This is a genomic window from Serratia sp. NGAS9, from assembly GCF_009905295.1.
GTDB lineage: Bacteria > Pseudomonadota > Gammaproteobacteria > Enterobacterales > Enterobacteriaceae > Serratia > Serratia bockelmannii.
Map to the genome: position 1 here is coordinate 4,415,194 of NZ_CP047605.1, position 25,518 is coordinate 4,440,711.

Sequence of the window (25,518 nt, forward strand, 5' to 3'; positions counted from 1 at the left end):
CTCCGATGACTTCAGATGGCGTCAGTGAAAAAAAATAAACGCATTACCATCAGTGACATCGCCACGCTGGCCGGGGTGTCGAAATCGACCGCCAGCCTGGTGCTGAACGGCCGCAGCAAGGAATATCGGGTGTCCGACGACACCCGCGACCGCGTTCTGGCGCTGGCGCACGAACACCATTATCAGCCCAGCATCCACGCCCGCTCTTTGCGCTCCAACCGCAGCCACACGCTGGGGCTGGTGGTGCCGGAGATGACCAACTACGGCTTTGCGGTGATTTCGCGCGAGCTGGAAACGCTGTGCCGCGAAGCCGGTCTGCAGCTGCTGATCGCCTGCACCGATGAAAACCCGGCGCAGGAGATGATGGCGGTGAACAGTCTGGTACAGCGGCAGGTGGACGGCTTGATCGTCGCCTCCAGCCAGTTGAACGATGCCGAATACCAGAAGATCAACGCCGGGCTACCGGTGGTGCAGATGGACCGCCTGATCGCCGGCTCCGAACTGCCGCTGGTGATCACCGACTCGGTTAATGCGACCGCCGACCTGGTGGAAAAGGTCGCGCGCCAACATCCGGATGAGATCTATTTTCTCGGCGGGCAGCCGCGCATTTCGCCGACCCGCGATCGCCTCGCCGGCTTCCAGCTTGGCCTGGAGCGCGCCGGCATCACGTGCAAACCGGAATGGATCATCAACGGCAGCTACCACCCCAGTTCGGGTTACGAGATGTTCGCTCAGCTGTGCGCACAGCTGGGGCGTCCGCCCAAAGCGCTGTTCACCGCCGCCTGTGGCCTGCTGGAAGGGGTGTTGCGTTATCTGACGCAGCATCAGCTGATGGAGAGCGATATCCACCTGTGCAGCTTCGACGATCACTACCTGTTCGATTGCATGACGCTGAAGATAGATACGGTCGCGCAAGACTGCCGGGCGCTGGCGCAGCATAGCTTCGACCAGGTGACCGCGCTCATCGACGAGCGGCCGCTGGAACAGCATGCGCTTTATCTGCCGGGCCGTATCCACTGGCGCCATGCCGGTTCCCGGGCGTTGTTAGCCGGGGAGTGATATCTCAGTATCAATAAAAAAGGGCGCCTGAGCGCCCTTTATCGTTGTGCTGCCGCTACTTGGCGGCACCTTCCATGCCCACCAGCCCCACTTTCAGGTAACCGGCTTTACGCAGGGTGTCCATCACGCTCATCAGCGTTTCATAGTCCACGCTCTTGTCCGCCTGGAAGAAGATGGTGGTTTCTTTGTTCGCCTGAGTGCGTTGATCCAGCACCGAAGTCAGCTGATCGGCATTCACCGGCTGATCGCCAACGTAGAGCTGCTTGTCGGCCTTCACCGACAGGAACACCGGTTTCTCCGGCCGCGGCTGCGGTTTGGCGGAGGAGGCCGGCAGATCGACGCGGATATCTACCGTTGCCAGCGGCGCGGCCACCATAAAGATGATCAACAGCACCAACATGACGTCGATAAACGGCGTCACGTTGATTTCATGCAGTTCGCCGCTGTCGTCCAGATCTTCATTTAAGCGCATCGCCATGACTCACCCCGCCCGCAGTTGGTGTGCGTGCTGTGAGCGCTTGGCTTCCGCCGTTGCGGCCAGATCCAGATCGCGGCCCTGCAGCAGCAAGACCTGCGCCGCCACGTCGCCTACCTGGGCGCGATGGCCGCTGATGACGCGGGCGAAGATGTTGTAGATAACGACCGCAGGGATCGCCGCTACCAGGCCCATCGCAGTCGCCAGCAGCGCCTCTGCGATGCCCGGCGCCACGACCGCCAGGTTGGTGGTCTGCGAATGGGCGATGCCGATAAAGCTGTTCATGATGCCCCAGACGGTACCGAACAGGCCGACGAACGGCGAGATGGCACCAATGGTGGCGAGGAAGCCGTTGCCGCGGCCCATGTTACGGCTGTAGGCCGCCACGCGGCGCTCGAGACGGAAACCGGTGCGTTCTTTGATGCCGTTGTTGTCGTTGGATTCCGCAGACAGCTCCAGCTCATTTTGCGCATCGTTCAGCAGTACCGCACTGACGCTCTCCGGGGAGAAGTTTTGCGCCAGCTCGGAAGCTTCATCCAGCGAGCGCGCTTCGGCCAGTGCCAACTGCTCGCGACGCAGACGGCGCTTGGCGCGCAGCAGTTCACTGCCTTTAGCGAACAAAATGGTCCAGGTCACGATAGACGCCAGCACCAGGCCGATCATCACCGCTTTCACCACCGCGTCGGCGTGCTGGTACATGCCCCAAATGGACAGGTCCATGCCGCGGGTTTCCGGTGGCTGGATCGTCGGTGCCGGGTTCACCGGCGTGATGCTTTCCGGCGCAGCGGCTGCAGGTGCAGGCGCGGTGGTCGGCGCAACGCTTTCGGTAACGGCCGGATTGGCCGCCGGCGCTGCCTGCGCGCTGCCGGCCAGCCCCACAACCAGCACCATAGAAGCCATCAGGCTGCGGCCAAAGGCCTTGCCCCACTGCGCCCGGCCCTGGCCGAACGATCCTTGATTTAAATTCTTGCCAGCCGTTTTCACGCTGTGCCTCCACCCATTACCGATCAAAATTAAGGAATAATTCAGCGTGCGATCATATCAAACCAACCGGGGATTGATAGTAGTTCTCATTATTATTTACCAAATAAACGCGAAAATTTTAGCCAGCCCCGCGGCAAAGCGCCAATCCGCGCCCGTTCACCGCCAAACGCTCCTTTTATGGGGTTATTTCGTTACTTTTCTCCCACAACGGTGCAACAAGACCACCCTGCCGAACGACGTCTCGACCGATGAATGGGCTTCTCTCTCGCCGCTCGGCAGAAGGATGAGGCGAGAAATGCGCCGCTGACAGCCAATTATAGCCGTTTCTATATCCAGAAGTTAAAACGTCTGGATGGCTATATCAACTCATGCTAACGTAAGGGCTATCGTAAACGGGCACGTGCAGAGCAACCAGAGGTGAGCCAGGTACCATGACGTCAAAACACATCGAAACCACGCTGATCGGCGCCGGCCGCGGCAAACGCTACACCCAGGGCTCCGTCAATCCCGTTACGCAACGCGCCTCTTCCTTGGTCTTCGACTCCGTCGCCGCCAAAAAGCACGCCACCGCGCAACGCGCCCACGGCGAGCTGTTTTACGGCCGACGCGGCACGCTGACCCACTTCGCCCTGCAGGATGCGATGGTCGAGCTGGAGGGCGGCGCCGGCTGCGTGCTGTACCCCTGCGGCGCGGCGGCGGTGGCCAATGCGATCCTGTCGTTCGTCGGCGCCGGCGATCACCTGCTGGTCACCGGTTCGGCGTACGAACCGACCCAGGATTTCTGCACTCACATCCTCGGTCGCATGAACGTCAGCACCACCTATTTCGATCCGTTGATCGGCGCCGATATCGCCACGTTGATCCAACCCAATACCCGCGTGGTGTTCCTGGAATCCCCCGGCTCCATCACTCTGGAAGTGCAGGATATCCCGGCCATGGTGCAGGCCATTCGTGCCGTGGCGCCGGAGGTGGTGATCATGATCGACAACACCTGGGCGGCGGGCGTGCTGTTCAAGGCGCTGGATTTCGACATCGATATCTCCATTCAGGCCGGCACCAAATACCTGATCGGCCATTCCGATTACATGCTCGGCACCGCCGTCGCCAACGCGCGCTGTTGGGAGCAACTGCGCGAGTACTCCTATCTGATGGGGCAGATGGTGGATGCCGACACCGCCTACATGGCGAGCCGCGGCCTGCGTACCCTGAGCGTGCGCCTGAAGCAGCACGAGCGCAGCAGCATTGAGGTCGCCAACTGGCTGGCCGAACGGCCGGAGGTGGCGACGGTCAATCACCCAGCCCTGCCCAGCTGCAAGGGCCACGAGTTCTACCGCCGCGACTTCAGCGGCTGCAACGGGCTGTTCTCTTTCGTGCTGAAAGAGCGGCTGGATGATACCCAGCTGGCCGCTTACCTGGACAACTTCAGCCACTTCAGCATGGCCTACTCCTGGGGCGGCTTCGAGTCGCTGATCCTGGCCAACCAGCCGGAAGAGCTGGAAGCCATCCGGCCGGCGGGCGGCGTCGATTTCTCCGGCACGCTGGTGCGCATACACATCGGCCTGGAGAACGTCGAAGACCTGATCGCCGATCTAGCGGCCGGTTTCGATCGCCTCAACGGCGTGCGCTAAGGCGGATTCCGGTAATTTTCTTCGTCTCGTTTAATGTCGGCTTAAGCTATTAGCGGTACACTAACCGGATAACTGTCAGATACGGTAACCGCCGCATCCTGGAGAACGTGACCCCGGGCGCAACCGGCATGCAACAGGACATAAAATGGATGTATTACGAGAGATTATTCATGCGCTTTGGCAGCAGGACTTTATCGCCCTCGCCGATCCTAGCGTGATTTGGGTGGTTTATGCCGTGCTTTTCACCACCCTGTTTTTGGAAAACGGACTGCTGCCCGCCTCCTTCCTCCCCGGCGACAGCCTGCTGCTGCTGTCGGGTGCGCTGATCGCCAAAGGCGTGATGGGCTTTGCCCCCACCCTGTTGATTCTGACCGCCGCCGCCGGCCTCGGCTGTTGGCTGAGCTATATCCAGGGCCGCTGGCTGGGCCACACCGGCCTGGTGAAAGGCTGGCTGCTGCAATTGCCGGCGCAATATCACCAGCGCGCTCATAACCTGTTCAATCGCCACGGGCTGACGGCGCTGCTGATCGGCCGTTTCCTCGGCTTCGTGCGCACGCTGCTGCCGACCATGGCCGGCATTTCCGGGCTCAACAGTTCGCGCTTCCAGGTGTTCAACTGGCTGAGTGCGGCGATCTGGGTCTGCGCGCTGGTCGGCCTCGGCTACGCGTTCAGCCAAATCCCTCTGGTGAAACGCTACGAAAGCCAGGTGATGACCGGCCTGATGCTGCTGCCGCTGTTGCTGCTGTTCGTCGGCCTGCTGGGCGCCATGCTGGTGATCTGGCGTAAAAAGCGCGCCTCCTCCTCCTGATCCAGGCGCACTACAGCGCCTTCTCGACCAACGCCAGACTGGCGGGCAACTTGCTCACCAGCGTATCCACCGCCAGCCGCACCTTCAGCGGCAGGTGGGGCGTGTGTGGCCATACCGCATGCGCATCAAAGGCGGCGCCGGGCCGATCGCGCAGTAAGCGCACCAGCGCCCCGCTCAACAGCTGCTCACGCACCAGCCAGCACGGCAGCCAGGCGATGCCGAAACCCGCCGTCGCTGCATCCGCAATCGCCTGCAAATCGTCCATCTGCAACCGGTTATTCGGCATCACGTCCTGCGGTTTGCCGTTCTCGTCCAGCACCCGCCAGCTGCGCCGCGCGCCGGCGCGCATATAGGTCACCGCCTCATGCTGGGCCAGTTGCTCAATGCTGTGCGGTTCGCCGCATCGCTGCAGATACGCCGGCGAGGCGCACAGCGTCATGCGGTGATCGCCGATACGACGCGCCACCAGCCCGCTGCTGTTGGCCAGCGTGCCGTTACGGATCGCCATATCGAAACCGTCCTCAATCAGATCCACCACCCGATCGCTGAACGACAGCTCCAGCTCCAGGCCAGGGTGCTCACGCGTCAGATCGGTCAGCAACGGCGCAATACACATGCGGCCAAACAGCACCGGCATCGACACCCGCAGCCGGCCGCTGACCTGCCGCTTGCCCGACTCCAGCAACGTTTCCGCGCTGCGGATCTCCTCCAGCGCCCGCAGGCAGCGCTCATAGAACAACGCACCGTCGTCGGTCAGGCTCTGGCTGCGGGTGGTGCGATGAAACAGCCGCACGCCCAGCCGCTGTTCCAGCCGGGCGATGGTTTTCCCTACCGCCGAACGCGACAGGTGCAACCGACTGGCCGCCAACGCAAAACTGCCCGCCTCCACGGCGGTGACGAATACCGAAATGCCGCTCAATCGATCGCTCATGATTTGTCGCTCTGAAAGAAACAATCTGCGGAAATCTTATCGCCACTGGCGAACCTCTATCAACGATATTATCGACAGGTCGTTAATCGCTGACTTTGGAGAACATCATGACCGACACGATGCAACGCTGGACGATGGACGCCCTGGGGCGTGAACACCTGCAGCTGACCACCGACGCGATCCCGCAGCCGGGGCCACACGAAATCAGAGTGAAAGTGAAGGCGGTAGCGCTCAACTACCGCGACAAAATGATGATTGAAAGCGGCATGGGGCTGACGCTGCCGCAGTCGTTCACCCCCGCCTCTGACATGGCCGGCGAGGTCAACGCCGTCGGGCCCGGCGTCAGCCGGTTCCAACCCGGCGCCCGGGTCATCTCTACCTTCAGCCCCGGCTGGCTCGACGGCCGGCAAAAACCGTACGGCGATGCGCGCCAGGTGCCTTACCACACCCTTGGCGGCTTCTATCAGGGCGTACTGGCGGAATACGTGATTTTGCATGAAGACTGGCTGGTGGCGGCGCCGACGTCGCTGGACGACGCGCAGGCCAGCACCCTGCCGTGCGCCGGGCTGACCGCCTGGTTCGCGCTGGTAGAGCAAGGCAAACTGCATGCCGGCGAGACGGTGCTGGTGCAAGGCACCGGTGGCGTGGCGCTGTTCGCGCTGCAGATCGCCAAAGCGCACGGCGCCGAGGTGTACGTGACCTCCGGCAGCGATGAAAAGCTGGCGCGCGCCCGGGCACTGGGCGCCAGTCACGGCATCAACCGGCTGAACGGCGATTGGGTGGAGGCGGTTTATGCGCTGACGCAGGATCGCGGCATCGACCATGTGATCGACACCGTCGGCGGCCCGAATCTCGGCAACTCCGTACGCGCCGTGGCGGTGGGCGGCCGCATCTCGGTGATCGGCGTGCTGGCGGGCGCCGAGATTTCCGCGCCCGCCGGCCTGCTGCTGCTGAAATCGGCGCAGATCCAGGGCATCGGCGTCGGCCATCGCCGCGCGCTGGAAGATCTGGTGCGCGCCGTGGACGCCGTCAACCTGCAGCCGGTGATCGATCAGGTATACCGCTTCGACCAGCTGCCGCAGGCGTTGGATCATCTCGATCGCGGGCCGTTCGGCAAGATCGTTCTGACCCCGTAAACGCGGCTCAGCCCTCCAGCAGCAGCGGATTGGCATCGCGCAGCCGGGCGACTTCATCGCTCGGCGTCATGCCGAACAGCCGTTTGAATTCACGACTGAACTGCGACGCGCTCTCGTAACCGACGCGGATCGCCGCCGTGCTGGCCTTCAGACCGTCATGCACCATCAACAGGCGCGCCTTATGCAGCCGGTACGATTTCACGTACTGCAGCGGAGAGGTGTTGGTCACCGCCTTGAAGTTATGGTGAAACGCCGACACGCTCATGTTGACCTCGCTGGCCAACTGCTCGACGTTGAGATTGTCGGCATACTGATTTTCTATGCGCCGCAGCGCCTTGGCGATCTGGCTGAAGTGGGTATGTCGATTAACCAGCTCCTGCAGCGACGCACCGCAGGTGCCGCGCAGCACATAGTAGAGGATCTCGCGCACGATCTGCGGCCCCAGCACCCGGGCGTCGAGCGGCTTGGCCATCACGTCCAGCAGGCGTTCAGTGGCACACAGCAGCGCTTCCGTCAGCTCGGCCAGATTTACCCCGTTGCTCTCCGCCCGCGGCTGCATCAGGTAGTCGTCGTCGCCGATGTCGATCAGCAAATCCTGCAGCATTTGGGTATCGATATTGACCGCCAACCCCACCAGCGGCAACTCCGGGCTGGCGAAGGTTTCGCACTCGAACGGCAGCGGCACCGTCATCAGCAGGTAGTTGCGCGGATCGTATTGGAACACCTTGTTGCCGCAATAGCCGACCTTGTGCCCCTGAAAGATGATGACGATCCCCGGTTCGTACATTACCGGTTGACGCGGGCAGTGGCGATCGACATACAGGATCTTCACCCGCGGCACCGGTGACGGCGTATAGCCGTTGCCGGTGGCGATAGCCATCGCCTGGCGTGCCATGCGGCTGCGCAGCGCATCGATTTCAGTCACGGAAACACCCTCTTACAGTCAGAACGATTCGGCATAAATCATAATTTAAAGCTCTCCATTTCTACAGGCAGTTGTAGAAATAGGCAAGAACCAAACAGGAATGTGCATTGTGCGTTGCCGCCAGGTTCCTGACAATACGGGCCAGACACCTTTGCGCCGCGTTGGCGCCCGCCTGACAGAAAGAGAGAAATCAACCATGCAAAACTTCATTCTGCATACCCCAACCAAAATCCTGTTCGGCAAGGACCAAATTGCCGACGTGGCCGGCCAGATCCCAGCGGACGCACGCATCCTGATCACCTACGGTGGCGGCAGCGTGAAGAAAAACGGCGTGCTGGATCAGGTGTACAGCGCGCTGGCCGGCCGTGACGTGCGTGAGTTCTCCGGCATCGAGCCGAACCCGACCTACGAAACCCTGATGAAAGCGGTCGAGGTGGTGAAAGCGGAAAACATCGATTTCCTGCTGGCGGTCGGCGGCGGTTCGGTGGTTGACGGCACCAAGTTCATCGCCGCCGCGGCCCGTTATACGGCCGACAGCGATGCCTGGCATATTCTGCAGACCGTCGGCAGCCACATCACTGACGCGGTGCCGATGGGCTGCGTGCTGACGCTGCCGGCCACCGGTTCCGAGTCCAACAGCGGCGCGGTGATCACCCGGAAGAGCAGCGGCGACAAACAGCACTTCTTCTCGCCGCTGGTGCAGCCGCGCTTTGCCGTGCTGGATCCGGTCGTGACCTACTCGCTGCCGCCGCGCCAGGTAGCCAACGGCGTGGTCGACGCCTTCGTACACACCCTGGAGCAGTATCTGACCTACCCGGTCGACGCCAAGGTGCAGGATCGCTTCGCCGAAGGCCTGCTGCTGACCCTGCTGGAAGACGGCCCGCGCGCGCTGGCCGAGCCGGAAAACTATGCGGTGCGCGCCAACGTGATGTGGAGCGCTACCATGGCGCTGAACGGCCTGATCGGCGCCGGGGTGCCGCAGGACTGGGCGACCCACATGCTGGGCCATGAACTGACCGCCATGCACGATCTCGACCACGCACAAACGCTGGCCATCGTGCTGCCGGCGCTGCTGCACGAGAAGAAAGCGCAGAAGCGCGAAAAACTGCTGCAGTACGCTGACCGCATCTGGGACCTGCGCGAAGGCAGCGAAGACAGCCGCATCGACGGCGCCATCGCCGCCACCCGCGCCTTCTTCGAACAGATGGGTGTACCGACCCGCATGGCGGATTATCAGCTCGACGGCAGCAGCATTCCGGCGCTGCTCGACAAGCTGCATCAGCACGGCATGACCGCCCTGGGCGAGCATCAGGACATCACCCTGGACGTCAGCCGCCGCATTTATGAAGCGGCGCGTTAATCGCAAAACGGCGATTTTTTGCTAGGCTTTAGTCTCCGTCAGCCATTTTTCGCCGCATCCGGCGCCCGGCCGATCGCCGGGCGCCGTCGGGCGCCTCAGCGCGCCGCCGATCGTTTCGCACCATTCGTCTTACCGCTCATTCGCAGGGAGAGCGGGGAGAGAATCGCCCTCCCGCCACCGCTGAAATTAGGCTGGCAAACCCGGCAACCGCCCATTTTGCCAACTAGAATTTATCTATAGCCGTTTCGGTGCCGCAGGCGCCGCAATCCGTACACAAGGAGATGCGCATGACAACGCAACAACCCATCATCAAACTCCACGATGGTAATCTGATGCCGCAGTTGGGTCTCGGCGTTTGGCAGGCGAGTATTGAAGAGACCACCCGCGCGGTCAGCAAAGCGCTGGAGATCGGTTACCGCTCCATCGACACCGCCGCGATCTACAAGAACGAGGAAGGCGTCGGCGCCGCGCTGCAGTCCAGCGCGCTGCCGCGCAGCGACCTGTTCATCACCACCAAGCTGTGGAACGACGATCAGGGCGATCCGCTGGCGGCGCTGGAAACCAGTCTGGAAAAGCTCAAGCTGGACTATGTGGATCTGTATCTGATCCACTGGCCGCGCCCACAGCAGGATCAATACGTCTCCGCCTGGCGCGAGCTGATCAAACTGCGCGAACAAGGCCTGGTGAAAAGCATCGGCGTATGCAACTTCCATACGCCGCACCTGCAGCGTCTGTTGGATGAAACCAACGTGGCGCCGGTCGTCAACCAGATCGAGCTGCACCCGCTGCTGCAACAGCGCCAACTGCGCGCCTGGAACGCTACGCACCATATCGCCACCGAATCCTGGAGCCCGCTGGCGCAGGGCGGTGAAGGGGTATTCGACCAGCCGCTGATCAAGGCCCTGGCCGAGAAATACGAGAAAACCCCGGCGCAAATCGTGGTGCGCTGGCACCTGGACAGCGGTCTTATCGTGATCCCGAAATCCGTCACGCCGTCGCGCATTCGCGAAAACTTCGAGGTATTTGATTTCAAACTCGATAAGGACGAACTGGGCGAGATCGCCAAGCTGGACGTCGGCAACCGCCTGGGGCCGGATCCGGATACCCTGTAAACCCACGCTCAAGCCCTCTCCCGCCGGAGGGGGCTTTTCCTTCCCACACATTGCTCCTTTGCGCCGCCTGACGTTATGATGACGACGCCGGAGGCTCCGGCCACCGGTTAACGCCGTTAAAAAACAGACAAGCACGGAGCACCATGAAATTCTCTTTCTCACACGGGTCACGGCTGGGCATGCTTTGCATCATGCTGGTGCTGGCGGGTTGCGCCGGCAAGAAACAGCGCGTCAGCTACGATCGCCACGCCTTCGATAGCGCCATCAAAGACGCCGCCAGCGAATACGGCGTGGACGCCAAGCTGATCACCGCCATGATCCAGGTGGAGTCCGGCTTCAACCCTTCCGCAGTGAGCAGATCCAATGCGATCGGCCTGATGCAGCTGAAAGCCGATACCGCCGGCTGCGATGCCTACCGCTACAAAGGCAAACGCGGCTGCCCGGACGACGATGACCTGCGGGATCCCGACACCAATATCGATCTCGGCGCCGCCTATCTGGCCACCTTGCAAAAACAACAGCTTAAAGGGATCGCCAATCCCGTCACGCTGCGCTACGCCACCATCATCGCCTACGTCAACGGCACCGGCGCGCTGCTGCGCACCTTCTCCAGTAATCGCCAGCAGGCGATCGCGATGATCAACAACCTGTCGCCAGAAGCCTTTAACTGGCACGTGCGCAAATACCATCCCGCACCGCAGGCGCCGCGCCATTTGATGAAAGTGGAAGCCGCTTACGAACGGTTGTAATTAGCTAAAGTAAAAAGGAGAACCCGGGGGTTCTCCTTTTTGTTTGCGCACGCGGCGTGGTCGTTACGGCTTGGCCTTGCGAATCGGCTTGCGCGGCGGCCGGTTGGACGGCGTGCGCTGCCGATTAATATCGGTATGTTTGGTCAGCGCCGGCCGGGTGTGGCGCTGCAGCCGTTTCGCCTCGCGCTGCTCGTCGATGCTCGGCGCCGGCACCAGACACTCGCGGCGGCTGCCGATCAGGTGCTTCAGCCCCATCTCTTCCAGCGCGGTGCGGATCAGCGCCCAGTTGGCCGGATCGTGGTAACGCAGCAGCGCCTTATGCAGGCGACGCTGGCGCTCGCCGCGCGGCACCACCACGTCTTCGCTCTTGTACCCCACCTTGCTCAGCGGGTTTTTGCCGCTGTAATACATGGTGGTGGAGTTGGCCATCGGCGAAGGATAGAAGTTCTGCACCTGGTCGAGGCGGAAACGGTTCTTCTTCAGCCACAGCGCCAGGTTCACCATGTCTTCATCGCGGGTGCCCGGGTGCGACGAGATGAAGTACGGGATCAGGTACTGCTCTTTGCCCGCCTGCTTCGAATAGTGATCAAACAGCTGTTTGAAGCGATCGTAGCTGCCCATGCCCGGTTTCATCATTTTCGACAGCGGGCCTTCTTCGGTGTGCTCCGGCGCGATCTTCAGGTAGCCGCCGACGTGGTGGGTCGCCAGTTCCTTGATATAGCGCGGATCTTCCACCGCCAGATCGTAACGTACCCCGGAGGCGATCAGGATCTTCTTGATGCCCTCCAGCGAACGCGCGCGGCGGTAAAGCTTGATGGTCGGCTCGTGGTTAGTGTCCATATAAGTGCAGATCTCCGGATACACGCACGAGGCGCGGCGGCAGGTCTGCTCGGCGCGTGGGTTAGTGCAGCGCAGCATGTACATGTTGGCGGTCGGGCCGCCCAGATCGGAGATCACGCCGGTAAAGCCCGGCACCTTGTCGCGGATCTCTTCGATTTCGCGAACGATCGAATCTTCCGAACGGCTCTGGATGATGCGCCCTTCATGCTCGGTGATCGAACAGAACGAACAGCCGCCGTAGCAACCGCGCATGATGTTCACCGAGAAACGGATCATGTCATAGGCCGGAATGCGATCCTGGCCGTAAGACGGGTGCGGCACACGCTGATAAGGCAGGGCAAAGACGCTGTCCATCTCCGGCGTGGTCAGCGGGATCGCCGGCGGGTTGATCCACACGTAGCGGTCACCGTGTTTCTGCATCAGCGCGCGGGCGCAGCCTGGGTTGGTTTCATGGTGCAAAATGCGCGAGGTGTGCGCATACAGCACCTTGTCGCCCTTCACTTTCTCAAAGGACGGCAGCAGCACGTAGGTCTTCTCCCACGGCTTCGGCTTGGCGGCGCGCACCGTGACAGGCTTGGCTTCCGGCTCTTTCGGTTTGGCGCCGTCGGCGCACGGCAGATCCTCGCCGTACGGGTTCGGGATAGGTTCGATGCGGCCCGGCTTATCGAGGCGGGTGGAATCCACGCCGCTCCAGCCCGGCAGCGCTTCTTTGCGCATCACCGCGGTATTGCGAATATCGTGGATATCGCCGATTTTCTCGCCGGCGGCCAGACGGTGCGCCACTTCAACCAGCGGACGTTCGCCGTTGCCGTAGATCAGCATGTCGGCTTTGGAGTCCACCAGCACCGAACGGCGCACGGTATCCGACCAATAATCGTAGTGGGCGATGCGGCGCAGGCTGGCTTCGATGCCGCCCAACACGATCGGCACGTCTTTATAGGCTTCTTTGCAGCGCTGGCTGTAGACCAGGGTGGCGCGATCGGGGCGTTTGCCGCCGACGTTGCCGGCGGTGTAAGCGTCGTCGTGGCGCAGTTTGCGATCGGCGGTATAGCGGTTGATCATCGAGTCCATGTTGCCGGCGGTGATGCCGAAGAACAGGTTCGGTTTCCCCAACCGCATGAAGTCTTCTTTGTTGCTCCAGTCCGGCTGCGCGATGATGCCGACGCGGAAGCCCTGCGCTTCCAGCATACGGCCGATGATCGCCATGCCGAAGCTCGGGTGGTCGACATAGGCGTCGCCGCTGATGATGATCACGTCGCAGCTGTCCCAGCCCAGTTGATCCATCTCGGCTCGCGACATCGGTAAAAACGGCGCGGTGCCATAACATTCCGCCCAATAAGGCTTATAGGAAAACAGTTCACGATCGGGTTGGATCAGGCTGGTGGTGCTCATTCTGCCGCTCTTTTTACAGGTTAATTAATCGCCGGGCGGCGATTATACGCACTAGTGACAAAAAGAGCATGGTTATTTCGCTAACCATTCACCTCGAATTCATAAACATCGCTGCGGCACAAGATATCACTGTACTCCAATGCCTCGCCCCGGGCGTTGCGGCTGGTCTGGATGATGTGCAACAACGGCGCACCGCACGGTACGTTGAGCAGTTCGGCGACCTCGTCGCTGCAGGATACCGCCTTCAACAGAAAGTGTTTATCTTCAGGCACGATGCCGCGCGATTGCCATAGCGCATACAGCGAATGTTCCAGCTGCCCCGGTTCTGGCAGGAAGCGCGGCGGTATATAGGTAGTTTCCAGCGAGACCGGGCTGCCGTTCAGCAAGCGCAACCGCCGCAGTTTAATCACCTCGTCTCCCTCCGCCAGCCCCAGCGCCGCCGCGGCCTTGGCCGGCGCGCCGACCCGGGTGCGCAGCAGCCATCGATTGCTGACGCGGCTGCCGTGGCGCAGCGCCTGAGCGGTGAAACCGCTGTCCTTATCGAGGGAATAACCAATGTGCATCGCCACGCGGGTACCAACGCCCTGCAGCCGCGAAATCAGCCCCTTCTCCTCCAGCAGCTTCATCGCCTTGCTGACGGTGACGCGCGACAGCGCCAGGCCTTCCGCCATCTGCCGTTCCGGCGGCAAAAACGCCTCCGCCGCCAACACCTGCTGCCTGATTGCAGTTTCTATCGCCGTCGCCAGCTGAATATAACGCGGCGCTACCGCCCCCTGCGCCAGATGGCCACGCAGCCAGGCCATAAAATCCGTCATTCGCCCGCCCTCCTGCTTATGCCATTTGTCTGAATTTCATTTTTATCCTATCGCCTGTCCGGCGATAAGCCCCTCACCTTAACTAAAATATCGCTAATGTTTTCAGAGTGGCATCACAATTTTTGCCTAATGGACTTTCATTGGATCTAGATCGCGCGTAATCTGTGCTTATTGATGTTGATACATCAATAGCACCAACACCAGGGACCCACTTTAAAAACAATAAAAAACCCGCTGCCAGCCCTAAAGGATACCCTTGATGGCCGGCAGCGGGCATATACTGCCAGCACAAACGGCCGATAATAAGCAACGGAGCTAATGGATAGCTTGCTCACGGCTCATAGCCGCGTCACAGGATCCTATCGCGTGAGCGAACCGGACTGATGTCGGCAAATAGAAACGTACCCGCTTCGCCAACCCCCGCTGCAGACCCACTCTTTGGCTACACTCATTGGCGCCGTGCGGCCGACGTGCCTCACCCGATAAGGCGGATACCGCCCTCATTTTGACAGACCTGGCGGTCTCAGCCGCTACACACTGCGCGGAATCGGCGTCGTCCCCCGACCACGGGATAGCCGGCCTCAACCGCGCCAACGGAATCGATTTTCAGTCAACTGCGGCGGCCCTCGCGGCCCTGCGCAACAGGGATCATTTGCTATGACCGATATCAATCGCAATGAAGCATGGAAGGTAGAAAGCACCGGTATCGACCGGGTGCCGGACGCGGAGCAGACCGGCAAGCCCATCGAGCTGTTTTGGATCTGGTCGGCGGCCAATATCGGCATCCTCGGCGTAGTGTACGGCGCCATCATCGTCGGCTTCGGCTTATCTTTTCTGCAATCGGTGCTCGCCGCGCTGGTCGGCGTCGCCAGCTTCGTGCTGGTCGGCCTCACCAGCTTCGCCGGCAAGCGCGGGCGCACCTCTACGCTGACGCTGTCGCGAGTGATTTTCGGGCTGAAGGGCAACGTGGCGCCCACCCTGTTCAGTTGGATCAATCTGATGGGCTGGGAAGCGGTCAACGTGATCACCGGCACCCTGACGCTGGCGGCGCTGTTCGAGGCCTTCGGACTGGGGAGCAGTCACCTGCTGACCGCGCTCAGCCTGCTGCTGTTCGGCGGGCTCACTGTCGTCGTCAGCCTGCTGGGGCAAAATACCGTGGTCTGGATGCAAAGCTGGTTCAGCCGCATCTTCGGCACCATGACGCTGATCGTAGTGCTCTATATCCTGTTCAACACCGAGTGGAGCCAGGTGTTGGCGCTGCCTTCCGGCAGTTGGTTGACCGGCTTCCTGCCGGCGGTATCGGTGATCGCCGCCGGCACTGGCATCAGCTGGGCAATCGCCGGCGCCGATTACAGCCGCTATCAAAGCCCGAGCTCGTCGAGCAAAAGCATTTTCGCCGCGGTAATGGGCGGCGCCTGTTTGCCGCTAATGCTGCTGATGCTGGCCGGTATTCTGCTTTCCGTGCAGCTGCCCGATCTGGCCAGCGCCGCCAACCCCATCGCGCTGATTGGCTCGGTGCTGCCCGCCTGGATGGCGATCCCTTATCTGCTGGCCGCCACCGCCGGCATCGTCACCATCGCGGTGCTCAGCCTGTATTCAGCCAGCCTTAACCTGCTGACCATCGGCGTGCAGGTCAAACAGTGGTTGGCGGTATCGATCGACGCGGTCGTGGTGCTGGGCATCGCCCTGTATGTGCTGTTCATCTCCGGCGACTTTATGGGGCCGTTCATCTCCTTCCTGGTGTTCTGCGGGGTGTTCCTGGCGGCCTGGGAGGCGATTTTCCTGCTCGATTACCTGTGCCTGCGCCGTCGCCACGGGTATGATGGCAACGCTTTGTACGGCCTGCATGGCCAGAACCGCGGCGTGCGCAAAGCCCCGCTGTTTTGCTGGTTCCTCGGCGCCCTGTGCGGCCTGCTGGTCACTAAAACTGGTTTTATCGACGGCCCGCTGGCCAAAGGCTTGTTTGCCGATTCCAGCCTGGGGCTGTTTGTGTCGTTTGCGGTGAGTCTGATCGCTTACGGTCTGTACCTGACCCAACGCAGAGAACATCAATGAGTGAGTGGGAAGCTGTAACACCTGTCCTGGTGATTGGGGGCGCGGTCGGCGATCTGGTGATGACGCTGCCCCGCCTGCCGACCAGCGGCGAAGATATCGAAGCCCAGCCGCAGGCGCGGCAAATCGGCGGTTGCGCGTTCAACGTGGCGCGCGCGCTGACGCGCCTTGAAGTGCCGGTGATCAACGGCATGCCGGTTGGCAACGGCGAATGGGGCGCGGCTGTCGAAGCCGCCATGGGCGAACTGGGGCTGGAGGTGCTGTTGCGCCACGGCCAGATGGACAACGGCTGGTGCCTGGCGCTGGTGGAGCCGAACGGCGAACGCACCTTCATCACGGTTTCCGGTTGCGAAAGCCAATGGAATAAAGCGCAGCTGGCCACGCTGCCGCTGACGGAACACACCCTGATCTACGCCAGCGGCTATGAGCTGGCGGGCGAAAACGGCGAAGCGCTGCGCGAGTGGCTGACGCGCATGCCGTTCGACCAACCGCGTCTGATCGATCCCGGCCCGCGCATCGCCCAACTCAGCGAAGATTTCTTCGCCATGCTCAGCGACAGCCACACCCTGCTGACGCTCAACCGCGACGAAGTGGCCGCGCTGTGCGGCGCGGGCGACGCCGTGGATGCCGCGCAGCGCTATGCCGCCGCCCGTAACCTGACGCTGATCTGCCGCCTAGATCGCGACGGCGCCTGGATCTGCGACGGCCGCACGCCGCCGCTGCACGTTCTCGCCTATCCGGTGGACGTGGTCGATACCATCGGCGCGGGCGATGCCCACTGCGCCGGTTTGCTGGCGGGGCTGTCCGCCGGCTGGCCGCTGCCGCGGGCGGTCGATCTGGCCAACCGGGTCGCCGCCTGCGTGGTGGCCAGCCTCGGCGCCGCCAATCCGCCGGACCGGCACCAACTGCAACAGCGCTTCTCGCAGGCCTGACGTTTCAAGGCGCCGTCACTCGGCGCCCTCAGCCTTGCTGCGCCGCCGCCGCACTCTCCTGCGGCGAGTGGCGGTAGTTGAAGCTCAACGCGAACACAATCCCCAACACCAGCGTATACAACGCAAACACCAGCCAGATGCTCTGCCAGTCTTTCACGCCGTCATGGCTGAAGAAATCCACCACTTCGCCGCTGGCGAGCGCACCCACATAGGCGCCCAGACCATTGACCATGGTCATGAACAGCCCCTGCGCACTGGCGCGGATGCGGTGGTCGGCCTCCTTCTCGACGAAGATGGCGCCGGAGATATTAAAGAAGTCGAAGGCGCAGCCGTAGACGATCATCGACAACAGCAGCAGCACGAAACCAAAGCCGACCGGCGTGCCGTAAGCCAGAAACAGGAAACGCAGCGTCCAGGCCGCCATGCTGATCAGCATCACCTGCTTGATGCCGTAACGGCGCAGGAAGAAGGGAATGGTAAGGATAAAGAACACTTCGGAGATCTGCGACAGCGACAGCAGCACTGCTGGATACCTGACGCTGAGGCTGTCCTGATACAGCGGATTGAGCGACAGATCGTGCAGAAACGGGTTACCGAAAGTATTGGTTATCTGCAGCGCCGCGCCAAGCAACATGGCGAACAGGAAAAACAGCGCCATGCGCCGCTGGCGGAACAACACCAGCGCATCTAGCCCCAGCACGCTCACCCAGCTCTTCGACTCGGCCGCGCGGTTGGTCGGGCAGCGCGGCAGCGTCAGCGAATAGGCGGACAGCAGCAGCGACGCCGCAGAAGCCAGATACAGCTGCAGATTGCTGAGCTAGATTTGGCTGAAACCGACCAGCCACATTGCCAGAATGAATCCCACCGTGCCGTACACCCGCACCGGCGGAAAGTCCTTCACCGTGTCAAAGCCGTGCTTCTCCAGGCAAAAATAGGAAATGGCGTTGGAGAGCGCGATGGTCGGCATATAAACCATGGCGTTGAACAGCATCACCCAGAACATCAGCATCGGTTGCTCGACCTGCGCGGCGCAGTACAGCGCCAGCGCCCCGAACAGGTGGCAAAGCGCATACAGGTAGTTGGCCTTCATCCATCGATCGGCGATGATGCCCGCTAGCCCCGGCATGATCAGCGCGGCGATACCCTTGGCGCTGTAAACCATTCCCACCTGCATACCGCTGAAATGCAGCGTGTTGATCATGTAGGAGCCCAGCGTCACCAGCCAGGCGCCCCAAATAAAGAACTGCAGGAAAATCATGACTTTTAATCGTGTTTTTATCGCCATCGCCATCACCTTGTTATTATGCTTTCAACGATGATTGGTGCAGCAGGCCCCCTGCAGCCCGCCGCCGGTTTGCTTGCGGTCTTACAGCGTTTTGAACAGCTCGCGGATAAGGCGCATGAAATCGTCCGCCGCCAGCGCCGCGCAGCTGAGCGTTTGTTCATGGGAGAGCGGCGTGTCCGACAACCCTTCGGCGTAGTTGGTCATCGCGGACACCACCAACACCTTGAGACCGCAGTGGCGCGCCGTCAGGACTTCCGGCACGATCGACATGCCCACCACGTCGCAGCCCAGGGTCTGCATCATGCGGATCTCCGCCGGCGTTTCGAAATTCGGCCCGGTGTAGGCGGCGAATACCCCTTCCGCCAGCGGGATGCCCGCGCTTTCGGCCACCGCCGCCAGTTGGGCGCGCAGATCGCGATCGTAGGCGTTCGCCAGGCTGAAGAAGCGCGGCCCGAAGCGCTCGTCGTTGGCGCCGACCAGCGGCGATTCCGGCATGAAGTTGATGTGATCGGTAATGGCCACCAGGCTGCCCGGCGCCACCGAGCGGCGCAGCGAACCGGCGGCGTTGGTCGCCAGCAGGAATTCGCAGCCCAGCAGTTTGAAGGTGCGCACTGCGGTGGTCATCACCTGCATGCCGCGTCCTTCATAGAAATGACCACGCCCTTTCATGCACAGGACCGGCACGCCCTCCAGCTTGCCGGCGACCAGTTGCCCAGCGTGGCCGGCGACGCCGCTCACCGGGAAACCCGGCAGCTCCGCGTAGTCGAGGGTGACGGTTTCGGTCATCACCTCCGCCAAAGCGCCGAGCCCGGAGCCGAGAATCAAGGCCGCTTTCGGCTGGAAGCCCGGCAAACGGGTGCGGACGACATCGGCGCAGGTAAAAGCATCTTCTTGATTAAACATCGTATTCTCTCTTTCAGCGGGGGATAATAATCCCCATAGTAGAGAGCGAGGCGCGGCCGAGACCAATACATTCTTGGCGGCCGATTTATTCCATTTACCTATAAGTTGAGCTGCGTCACAGGAGGCCTTACCCCGGATGAACCCGCCCCAAGCCCTGCCCGATCCCGGCCGGATTAACTTCCGCCTGCTGCACTATTTCCGCGTGGTGGCGGAAGAGATGAACTTCACCCAAGCGGCGCGACGGCTGAATATGTCACAGCCGCCGCTCAGCAAGCACATCAAGGATCTGGAAAGCCAACTCGGGGTGGTGCTGTTCAAACGCACCACCCGCTCCATGACGCTGACGCCGGCTGGCCGCACGCTGCTGCGCAACGTCGAGCGACTGCTGGATCAGGCCGACAGCGCGCTGCATCAGGTGCAACAGATGGGGCGTGGCGAAGGCGGCCATATGGTGGTCGGTATGGTCGGCACCTCGGCCTGGGGCGGCCTGATCGCGGCGCTGCGGCGATTCAGCGAGCGGAGCGCCGGCGTCACCTGGTCGTTGAACGAGCTGACGCCCAGCCAGCAAATCATCGCGCTGCAAAAGCGGCATATCGACATCGGGGTCTGGCGAGAGGCACAGCAACAGACGCTGCCGGGGTTGACCTGCCAACGGTTGGCAAGCGAAAGCATCGCCGTCGTGCTGCCGCTTGATCATCCGCTGACGCAGCAGGAAAACATTCCGCTGGCGGCGCTGCAGAACGATAGCTTCATCGTGCTGCCGCCGCATGAGGCCAGCCTGGGGCTGTATCTGCACAATCTGTGCCTGCAGCAGGGATTTTTGCCGGACGTCGCTTATCAGGTTAACGAGCCGCAAACCCTGCTGGCGCTGGTGGCGGAAGGCTGCGGCATTACGCTGCTGCCGGACAGCTACGGCCGCATTCCGTGGCCCGGCGTACGCTTTTGCTCGCTGCAACAGGCGCCGCCGGCGGATCTGTACGCGGTTTACCGCGCAGACAGCGTCACGCCGGTGGTGCAGGCCTTCCTGGAGATGCTGCGGGCGCCCTAAGCGGCCCGCAGAGCGGGTTACATTGTCGGCTGTACCATCAGCTGGCCGGCGGTGCCGCGATCGGCCATCTCCAGCGTCTGGCTGTAATACAGGAACGGGAAGTGTTCGGAGGTAGGTTGGTTGAAATACACCAACAGCTCGACGTCGCCATCGACCCAGACGGTGTCCTTCCAGCCGCGATCTTCCGCCATCGGCTGCGCGCCGTTGACGCGTTTGATCAGGAACTGCACGCCCTGAATATGGAACGACTGCGGCGTATCCGCGTGAATGTTCCAACGTTCCCAGGTGCCTTGCTGTGCCTGTACGTCGATGCGGTTCATGTCCCAAATCGCGCCGTTGATGCCGGCGCCGCCGTCGCCCAGGCGGAAATCGCGGGTGCGACTGGCGCTGCCGTCCAACAGCTGATCCGCCAGCAGGCGCATCGGCAGGTTGTCGGTCACCAGCGGCAGCAGGCCGGTCGGGCGCAGCGTCAGCACCTGGGTGGACACCAGAATGCTCGACGGCTCGAACAGGCCGCGCAGGCGATCCATGATGCCCGCCGCTTCACCGGCGGTGATGGTCACCTCCTCGCCCTTCGACATGTCGATCAGCACTTCCCGGCGTTCGCCCGGCGCCAGCGAAAGCTGTTGCACCGCGACCGGCGCAGGCAAGAAGCCCTGATCGCTGGCGATCACGTTGAACGGCCGCCCGTCGCTGAGCTGCAGGGTATAACGCCGCGCGTTGGAGGCATTTAGAAGGCGCAAACGCACCCAGCCGCGCGATACGTCGACATACGGGTTTTGCACGCCGTTAACCAACAGCGTATCGCCGACGAAGCCGCCCTGCGACGGCGCGTCGTATTGTGGCGTGCCGAAGTTATCGAAGCGTTTGTCTTGAATGATCAACGGGAAATCGTCGACGCCATAGTGGTTGGGCAGCGGCAGCGCTTTGCTGACGGCATCCTCCACCAGCCACAGCCCGGCCAACCCGTTGTAAACGTGCGGCGCCATACGGTTTGGGGTGTTGGCGTGGTACCAGCAGGTAGCCGCCGCCTGACGGATGGGCAGCACCGGCGACCAGTCAACGTTGGGTGACATCATGCGCGGCGCGCCGCCCATCAGGGTGCCCGGCACCTGCAGACCGCTGATGGTCATCGCCACCGGCTCCTGCAGACGGTTGCTGTAAATCAGTTTGACGTCGTCACCGCTGTAAACCCGCACCGTCGGCCCCAGGTACATGCCGTTGATGCCCCACACCGCCGCTTTGCGGTTATCCATAAACGCCCAGTGGGCGCGCTGCAAGGTCAGGAACAGCGGCTGACCGCGGCGAGACTCCAGCAGCGGGGGAATGGGTAACGGGGTCTGCGTTCCGCTCGCTTCAGCCCTCAGCGGCACGGCGCCCGCGCACAGCGCCAGGCCCGATGCCTGTAAAAACTGACGTCGACTGAGTGACATATCTTCTCCATGAAAAGCAATAACTAAACCGTGTGCAAAACCCAAACGCCCGCCAATCAAGATTAGCAGGCGTTCAGGCGTTAACGGCGCTGAACGCCAATTAAAACCTTATTCTTTGAAGCCGGTAGACTCTTATTTTTTGGCGGCGTTGCGCTGGGCGACTTCAGCGTCCAATTCGGCGATTTTCGCCTCCATCAGCTCGCGGCAATGGGCCGCCAGCTCGCGCACGTTTTCTTTGCCGTATTTGCTGGTATCCACCGGCGCCAACATCTCGACGATCACATGCCCGTTATTCCAGCGATTAAGATTTATATTACCGCTGGTGGTGGATACACAGATCGGTACAATCGGCACGCCGGCGGCGATGGCCGCGTGGAACGCGCCGGTTTTAAACGGCATCAGCCCACGGCCACGGCTGCGGGTTCCTTCCGGGAACATCCAGATAGAAATGTCTTTCTTTTTGAACTGCTCCGCCACCTGGGCGATGGTGCCGTGCGCCTTGGCGCGATTATCACGATCTATCAGCAGATTACCGGTCAGCCAATACAGCGGGCCGAAAAACGGGATCCATACCAGACTTTTTTTACCGACGGTCACGGTGCGCGGCTGCACAATATTAGAAGCCGTCACCATGTCGTAGTTATTTTGGTGGTTGGCGATATAGATGCACTTGCCGTTGTTGGCCGCATCGGCCGGCACGCGGGTTTCAACCTTGATGCCGAACAGCGTCGACAGGCGGCCGAAAAGATGGCCGAAGGTCGCCACATGGCGGGGGTTGCGCGGGCTGAACAAGCAATAAATAGAACCGAAAATACACACCAGAATACAGAAGAGAGTGGCGAGAACGGCACGCAAAATCAATAACATAACAACCTCATTAGCACACTGCCAACGCAGTTTACTTCGCTGCGCAGATTCCTTTACTCATTATTTGCCGGCCGGGCGATAAGCACGCCCATGTCGCCCGCATTTCTCGCTATTTTCCTGCCAGGCGGCAGTACGCACAATAATTTTATGCGCAGAAATGTTAACTATTTGGAAAATAAACGCCAGCAAAAATAAATAAGGCGGCCACAGCACGCTGCGACCGCCCGTTAACGCTAGCGCCAACGCTTACTCTTCGCTGTCGCCGCCCGACGCCCGCACCGGCGCATCCACTTCGACGCGATCGATGCGCTGCAGGCCGCGCGGCAGCTGGGTCCCCTTGCGGCCGCGCTCCGCGCGGAACTTCTGCAGATCTTCCGGGCGCAGCGTCAGCTTGCGTTTGCCAACGTGCAACGTGACGGACGCCTGCGGCGGCAGCACGAACAGCCAGGCCAGCTTGTCTTCACCGGCTGCGGCCTGCGCCGCCGGAATGGAGACGATCTTGTTGCCCTTGCCCTTCGACAGCTGCGGCAGATCGGCGACCGGGAACATCAGCATGCGCCCGGCGGCGGTGATCGACAGCAGCATATCGTCTGCGCCGTGAATTTCCATCGGCGGCAGCGCTCTGGCGTTGTCCGGCAGCGTGATCATCACCTTGCCGGCGCGGTTGCGCGCCACCAGATCGTTGAAAGTACAGACGAAGCCGTAACCGGCGTCGGACGCCATCAGCAGCTTCTGATCGTCGGCCGCCATCAGCACCTGCTCAATGGTGGCGCCCGGCGGCGGTGTCAGCTTGCCGGTCAACGGCTCGCCCTGCCCGCGTGCCGACGGCAGCGTCATCGGATCGAGCGCATAGCTGCGCCCGGTAGAATCGATGAACACCACCGGCTGGTTGCTCTTGCCGCGTGCCGCACCACGGAAACTGTCGCCGGCCTTGTAGCTCAACCCGGCAGGATCGATATCGTGGCCCTTGGCGCTGCGCACCCAGCCCATTTCCGACAGCACAATGGTCACCGGCTCGGACGGCACGAAGTCATGCTCGCTCATCGCCTTGGCTTCCGCACGCTCGGTCAGCGGTGAACGGCGATCGTCGCCATAGGTTTGCGCATCGGCCTGGATCTCTTTCTTGATCAGCGTATTCAGCTTGCGCTCGGACGCCAGCAGCGCCTGCAGCTGATCGCGCTCTTTCGCCAACTCATCCTGCTCACCGCGGATCTTGACCTCTTCCAGTTTGGCCAGGTGACGCAGTTTCAGCTCGAGGATCGCTTCCGCCTGGGTATCGGAGATGCCGAAACGCTGCATCAGCACCGGCTTCGGCTCATCCTCGCTGCGGATGATGTGGATCACCTCGTCGATGTTGAGGAACGCCACCAGCAAACCTTCGAGGATATGCAGACGCTTGAGCACTTTCTCGAGGCGGTAGTTCAGGCGGCGGCGCACCGTATCGCGACGGTAGGCCAGCCATTCGGTGAGGATCTCCACCAGCCCTTTCACCTGCGGGCGGTTGTCCAGACCGATCATGTTCATGTTGATGCGGTAGCTGCGTTCCAGATCGGTGGTAGCGAACAGGTGATTCATCACCTGCTCCAGATCGATGCGGTTGGAACGCGGCACGATCACCAGACGCGTCGGGTTTTCGTGGTCGGATTCATCGCGCAGATCCTCGACCATCGGCAGCTTCTTGGCGCGCATCTGGCTGGCGATCTGCTCCAGCACCTTGGCGCCGGAAACCTGATGCGGCAAGGCGGTGATCACCGCGCTGCCATCCTCTTTCTTCCACACGGCGCGCATGCGCACCGAGCCGCGGCCACTCTGGTAAATTTTGCGGATCTCATCGCGCGGAGTGATGATCTCGGCTTCGGTCGGGAAGTCCGGCCCCTGCACGAACTCGAGCAGATCATCGAGCGAGGCGCCCGGTTTGTCGAGCAGCGCCACCGCCGCCGCGGCGACTTCACGCACGTTGTGCGGCGGAATGTCGGTCGCCATGCCGACCGCGATGCCGGTGGTGCCGTTCAGCAGGATGTTTGGCAGACGCGCCGGCAGCATCTTCGGCTCTTGCAGCGTGCCGTCAAAGTTCGGGATCCAGTCGACCGTGCCCTGGCCCAGTTCGGCCAGCAAGACTTCGGCGTATTTGGACAGGCGCGATTCGGTATAGCGCATCGCCGCGAACGACTTGGGATCGTCCGGCGCGCCCCAGTTCCCCTGGCCGTCCACCAGCGGATAGCGATACGAGAACGGCTGCGCCATCAGCACCATGGCTTCATAACACGCGCTGTCGCCGTGCGGGTGGTATTTACCCAGCACGTCGCCCACGGTACGGGCGGATTTCTTGAATTTGGCGCTGTTGTTCAGCCCCAGCTCAGACATGGCGTAGATGATACGGCGTTGTACCGGCTTCAAACCGTCGCCAATGTACGGCAACGCCCGATCCATGATGACGTACATGGAATAGTTCAGATAGGCGTTTTCAGTGAATGTGTGCAGCGGTAAACGCTCTACACCGTCATGAGTCAGATCACTCATTACTCAATTATCCTCAGACCGTGGCTTGGCAATCCCTTGGACGACAAAAGGCATCGCTTGTCGATTCTGCCCGCGATAGTAACCCATCTGCGGGGTAGCTGTCACAGTTGGCGCAAGGATCGCCGGCGACGGCCAATTCCTCGATGCGGTTTATGCAAAATTTCGCTACCTGGCGGCTTCTTTATTGACTGGCAGTCAACACTGTTGTGCGCCGGATCGCATTTTTACTTGCCTGACTAACGATTACACTCGTCACCAGCGAGA

At 61.5% G+C, this 25,518-nt stretch carries 20 protein-coding genes and 1 pseudogene; 10 read left to right on the plus strand and 11 right to left on the minus strand.

Annotation, left to right across the window (positions count from 1 at the left end; genetic code table 11):
* Positions 1-15: 15 nt before the first annotated feature.
* On the plus strand, positions 16-1,059 hold the full coding sequence (locus tag GUC32_RS20995) for a LacI family DNA-binding transcriptional regulator (RefSeq protein WP_025304281.1): 1,044 nt from the start codon (positions 16-18) through the stop codon (positions 1,057-1,059).
* A gap of 55 nt (positions 1,060-1,114) precedes the next feature.
* Here the strand turns inward: GUC32_RS20995 and exbD are convergent, their stop codons facing one another.
* Positions 1,115-1,537, minus strand: coding sequence for a TonB system transport protein ExbD (gene exbD / locus GUC32_RS21000; protein WP_004937307.1), 423 nt, complete (start codon positions 1,535-1,537; stop codon positions 1,115-1,117).
* Between the two features lie 3 nt (positions 1,538-1,540).
* Entirely contained in the window at positions 1,541-2,518 is a 978-nt protein-coding gene (exbB, locus tag GUC32_RS21005; RefSeq protein WP_072269874.1) for a tol-pal system-associated acyl-CoA thioesterase, read from the minus strand.
* A 431-nt stretch (positions 2,519-2,949) separates the two neighbouring features.
* On the opposite strand from exbB, the gene metC reads away from it, so the two are divergent.
* Together metC and GUC32_RS21015 are read left to right on the plus strand one after the other, a co-directional pair.
* Positions 2,950-4,146 (plus strand): cystathionine beta-lyase, encoded by a 1,197-nt coding sequence (gene metC / locus GUC32_RS21010; RefSeq protein ID WP_049208380.1) that lies wholly within the window; start codon positions 2,950-2,952, stop codon positions 4,144-4,146.
* 145 nt (positions 4,147-4,291) lie between these two features.
* Positions 4,292-4,954: a DedA family protein gene (locus GUC32_RS21015; RefSeq protein WP_025304285.1), complete on the plus strand. Its 663-nt coding sequence runs from the start codon at positions 4,292-4,294 to the stop codon at positions 4,952-4,954.
* Positions 4,955-4,964: 10 nt separating this feature from the next.
* On the opposite strand, the gene GUC32_RS21020 is transcribed toward GUC32_RS21015, so the two are convergent.
* Positions 4,965-5,885 (minus strand): LysR family transcriptional regulator, encoded by a 921-nt coding sequence (locus GUC32_RS21020; protein ID WP_025304286.1) that lies wholly within the window; start codon positions 5,883-5,885, stop codon positions 4,965-4,967.
* A 107-nt stretch (positions 5,886-5,992) separates the two neighbouring features.
* On the opposite strand from GUC32_RS21020, the gene GUC32_RS21025 reads away from it, so the two are divergent.
* The gene (locus GUC32_RS21025; protein WP_167324609.1) at positions 5,993-7,021 is read left to right on the plus strand and encodes an NAD(P)-dependent alcohol dehydrogenase; all 1,029 of its coding nucleotides are present in this window, start codon (positions 5,993-5,995) and stop codon (positions 7,019-7,021) included.
* A gap of 7 nt (positions 7,022-7,028) precedes the next feature.
* On the opposite strand, the gene GUC32_RS21030 is transcribed toward GUC32_RS21025, so the two are convergent.
* Positions 7,029-7,946: an AraC family transcriptional regulator gene (locus GUC32_RS21030; RefSeq protein ID WP_049208378.1), complete on the minus strand. Its 918-nt coding sequence runs from the start codon at positions 7,944-7,946 to the stop codon at positions 7,029-7,031.
* A gap of 196 nt (positions 7,947-8,142) precedes the next feature.
* On the opposite strand from GUC32_RS21030, the gene yqhD reads away from it, so the two are divergent.
* The 3 genes from yqhD to GUC32_RS21045 all read left to right on the plus strand — a co-directional run bounded on the left by yqhD (position 8,143) and on the right by GUC32_RS21045 (position 11,167).
* Positions 8,143-9,306, plus strand: coding sequence for an alcohol dehydrogenase (gene yqhD / locus GUC32_RS21035; protein ID WP_089181352.1), 1,164 nt, complete (start codon positions 8,143-8,145; stop codon positions 9,304-9,306).
* A 287-nt stretch (positions 9,307-9,593) separates the two neighbouring features.
* Positions 9,594-10,418 (plus strand): 2,5-didehydrogluconate reductase DkgA, encoded by an 825-nt coding sequence (gene dkgA / locus GUC32_RS21040; protein ID WP_016930128.1) that lies wholly within the window; start codon positions 9,594-9,596, stop codon positions 10,416-10,418.
* A 143-nt stretch (positions 10,419-10,561) separates the two neighbouring features.
* Entirely contained in the window at positions 10,562-11,167 is a 606-nt protein-coding gene (locus tag GUC32_RS21045; RefSeq protein WP_025304291.1) for a transglycosylase SLT domain-containing protein, read from the plus strand.
* A 63-nt stretch (positions 11,168-11,230) separates the two neighbouring features.
* On the opposite strand, the gene GUC32_RS21050 is transcribed toward GUC32_RS21045, so the two are convergent.
* Positions 11,231-13,399, minus strand: coding sequence for a YgiQ family radical SAM protein (locus GUC32_RS21050; RefSeq protein ID WP_025304292.1), 2,169 nt, complete (start codon positions 13,397-13,399; stop codon positions 11,231-11,233).
* Between the two features lie 80 nt (positions 13,400-13,479).
* Complete coding sequence (locus tag GUC32_RS21055) at positions 13,480-14,214, minus strand: GntR family transcriptional regulator (RefSeq protein ID WP_025304293.1); 735 nt, start codon at positions 14,212-14,214, stop codon at positions 13,480-13,482.
* A 657-nt stretch (positions 14,215-14,871) separates the two neighbouring features.
* Here GUC32_RS21055 and GUC32_RS21060 point away from each other — a divergent pair.
* Positions 14,872-16,269: a cytosine permease gene (locus tag GUC32_RS21060; protein WP_025304294.1), complete on the plus strand. Its 1,398-nt coding sequence runs from the start codon at positions 14,872-14,874 to the stop codon at positions 16,267-16,269.
* On the plus strand, positions 16,266-17,198 hold the full coding sequence (locus GUC32_RS21065; protein ID WP_197836029.1) for a PfkB family carbohydrate kinase: 933 nt from the start codon (positions 16,266-16,268) through the stop codon (positions 17,196-17,198). Before GUC32_RS21060 ends, GUC32_RS21065 begins: the two co-directional genes overlap by 4 nt.
* A gap of 28 nt (positions 17,199-17,226) precedes the next feature.
* On the opposite strand, the pseudogene GUC32_RS21070 reads toward GUC32_RS21065, so the two are convergent.
* Positions 17,227-18,483: pseudogene (locus tag GUC32_RS21070) on the minus strand (nucleoside permease).
* A gap of 81 nt (positions 18,484-18,564) precedes the next feature.
* Entirely contained in the window at positions 18,565-19,386 is an 822-nt protein-coding gene (gene xapA, locus GUC32_RS21075) for a xanthosine phosphorylase (RefSeq protein WP_142591165.1), read from the minus strand.
* A gap of 136 nt (positions 19,387-19,522) precedes the next feature.
* On the opposite strand from xapA, the gene GUC32_RS21080 reads away from it, so the two are divergent.
* Positions 19,523-20,434, plus strand: a complete 912-nt coding sequence (locus GUC32_RS21080; RefSeq protein WP_369435416.1) for a LysR family transcriptional regulator — start codon at positions 19,523-19,525, stop codon at positions 20,432-20,434.
* Positions 20,435-20,451: 17 nt separating this feature from the next.
* On the opposite strand, the gene ftsP is transcribed toward GUC32_RS21080, so the two are convergent.
* The 3 genes from ftsP to parC all read right to left on the minus strand — a co-directional run bounded on the left by ftsP (position 20,452) and on the right by parC (position 25,254).
* Positions 20,452-21,867, minus strand: a complete 1,416-nt coding sequence (gene ftsP, locus GUC32_RS21085; RefSeq protein WP_025304299.1) for a cell division protein FtsP — start codon at positions 21,865-21,867, stop codon at positions 20,452-20,454.
* Between the two features lie 132 nt (positions 21,868-21,999).
* Positions 22,000-22,734, minus strand: coding sequence for a 1-acylglycerol-3-phosphate O-acyltransferase (locus GUC32_RS21090; protein ID WP_025304300.1), 735 nt, complete (start codon positions 22,732-22,734; stop codon positions 22,000-22,002).
* Positions 22,735-22,980: 246 nt separating this feature from the next.
* The gene (gene parC, locus GUC32_RS21095; RefSeq protein WP_025304301.1) at positions 22,981-25,254 is read right to left on the minus strand and encodes a DNA topoisomerase IV subunit A; all 2,274 of its coding nucleotides are present in this window, start codon (positions 25,252-25,254) and stop codon (positions 22,981-22,983) included.
* Positions 25,255-25,518 lie beyond the last annotated feature (264 nt).

What these genes read in the sequence shown, in the direction of transcription:
- GUC32_RS20995 (WP_025304281.1), top strand. Translation starts at nt 16, where the DNA reads ATGGCGTCAGTGAAAAAAAATAAACGCATTACCATCAGTGACATCGCC.
- exbD (WP_004937307.1), bottom strand. Translation starts at nt 1,537, where the DNA reads ATGGCGATGCGCTTAAATGAAGATCTGGACGACAGCGGCGAACTGCAT.
- metC (WP_049208380.1), top strand. Translation starts at nt 2,950, where the DNA reads ATGACGTCAAAACACATCGAAACCACGCTGATCGGCGCCGGCCGCGGC.
- GUC32_RS21015 (WP_025304285.1), top strand. Translation starts at nt 4,292, where the DNA reads ATGGATGTATTACGAGAGATTATTCATGCGCTTTGGCAGCAGGACTTT.
- GUC32_RS21020 (WP_025304286.1), bottom strand. Translation starts at nt 5,885, where the DNA reads ATGAGCGATCGATTGAGCGGCATTTCGGTATTCGTCACCGCCGTGGAG.
- GUC32_RS21025 (WP_167324609.1), top strand. Translation starts at nt 5,993, where the DNA reads ATGACCGACACGATGCAACGCTGGACGATGGACGCCCTGGGGCGTGAA.
- yqhD (WP_089181352.1), top strand. Translation starts at nt 8,143, where the DNA reads ATGCAAAACTTCATTCTGCATACCCCAACCAAAATCCTGTTCGGCAAG.
- dkgA (WP_016930128.1), top strand. Translation starts at nt 9,594, where the DNA reads ATGACAACGCAACAACCCATCATCAAACTCCACGATGGTAATCTGATG.
- GUC32_RS21045 (WP_025304291.1), top strand. Translation starts at nt 10,562, where the DNA reads ATGAAATTCTCTTTCTCACACGGGTCACGGCTGGGCATGCTTTGCATC.
- GUC32_RS21050 (WP_025304292.1), bottom strand. Translation starts at nt 13,399, where the DNA reads ATGAGCACCACCAGCCTGATCCAACCCGATCGTGAACTGTTTTCCTAT.
- GUC32_RS21055 (WP_025304293.1), bottom strand. Translation starts at nt 14,214, where the DNA reads ATGACGGATTTTATGGCCTGGCTGCGTGGCCATCTGGCGCAGGGGGCG.
- GUC32_RS21060 (WP_025304294.1), top strand. Translation starts at nt 14,872, where the DNA reads ATGACCGATATCAATCGCAATGAAGCATGGAAGGTAGAAAGCACCGGT.
- GUC32_RS21065 (WP_197836029.1), top strand. Translation starts at nt 16,266, where the DNA reads ATGAGTGAGTGGGAAGCTGTAACACCTGTCCTGGTGATTGGGGGCGCG.
- xapA (WP_142591165.1), bottom strand. Translation starts at nt 19,386, where the DNA reads ATGTTTAATCAAGAAGATGCTTTTACCTGCGCCGATGTCGTCCGCACC.
- GUC32_RS21080 (WP_369435416.1), top strand. Translation starts at nt 19,523, where the DNA reads ATGAACCCGCCCCAAGCCCTGCCCGATCCCGGCCGGATTAACTTCCGC.
- ftsP (WP_025304299.1), bottom strand. Translation starts at nt 21,867, where the DNA reads ATGTCACTCAGTCGACGTCAGTTTTTACAGGCATCGGGCCTGGCGCTG.
- GUC32_RS21090 (WP_025304300.1), bottom strand. Translation starts at nt 22,734, where the DNA reads ATGTTATTGATTTTGCGTGCCGTTCTCGCCACTCTCTTCTGTATTCTG.
- parC (WP_025304301.1), bottom strand. Translation starts at nt 25,254, where the DNA reads ATGAGTGATCTGACTCATGACGGTGTAGAGCGTTTACCGCTGCACACA.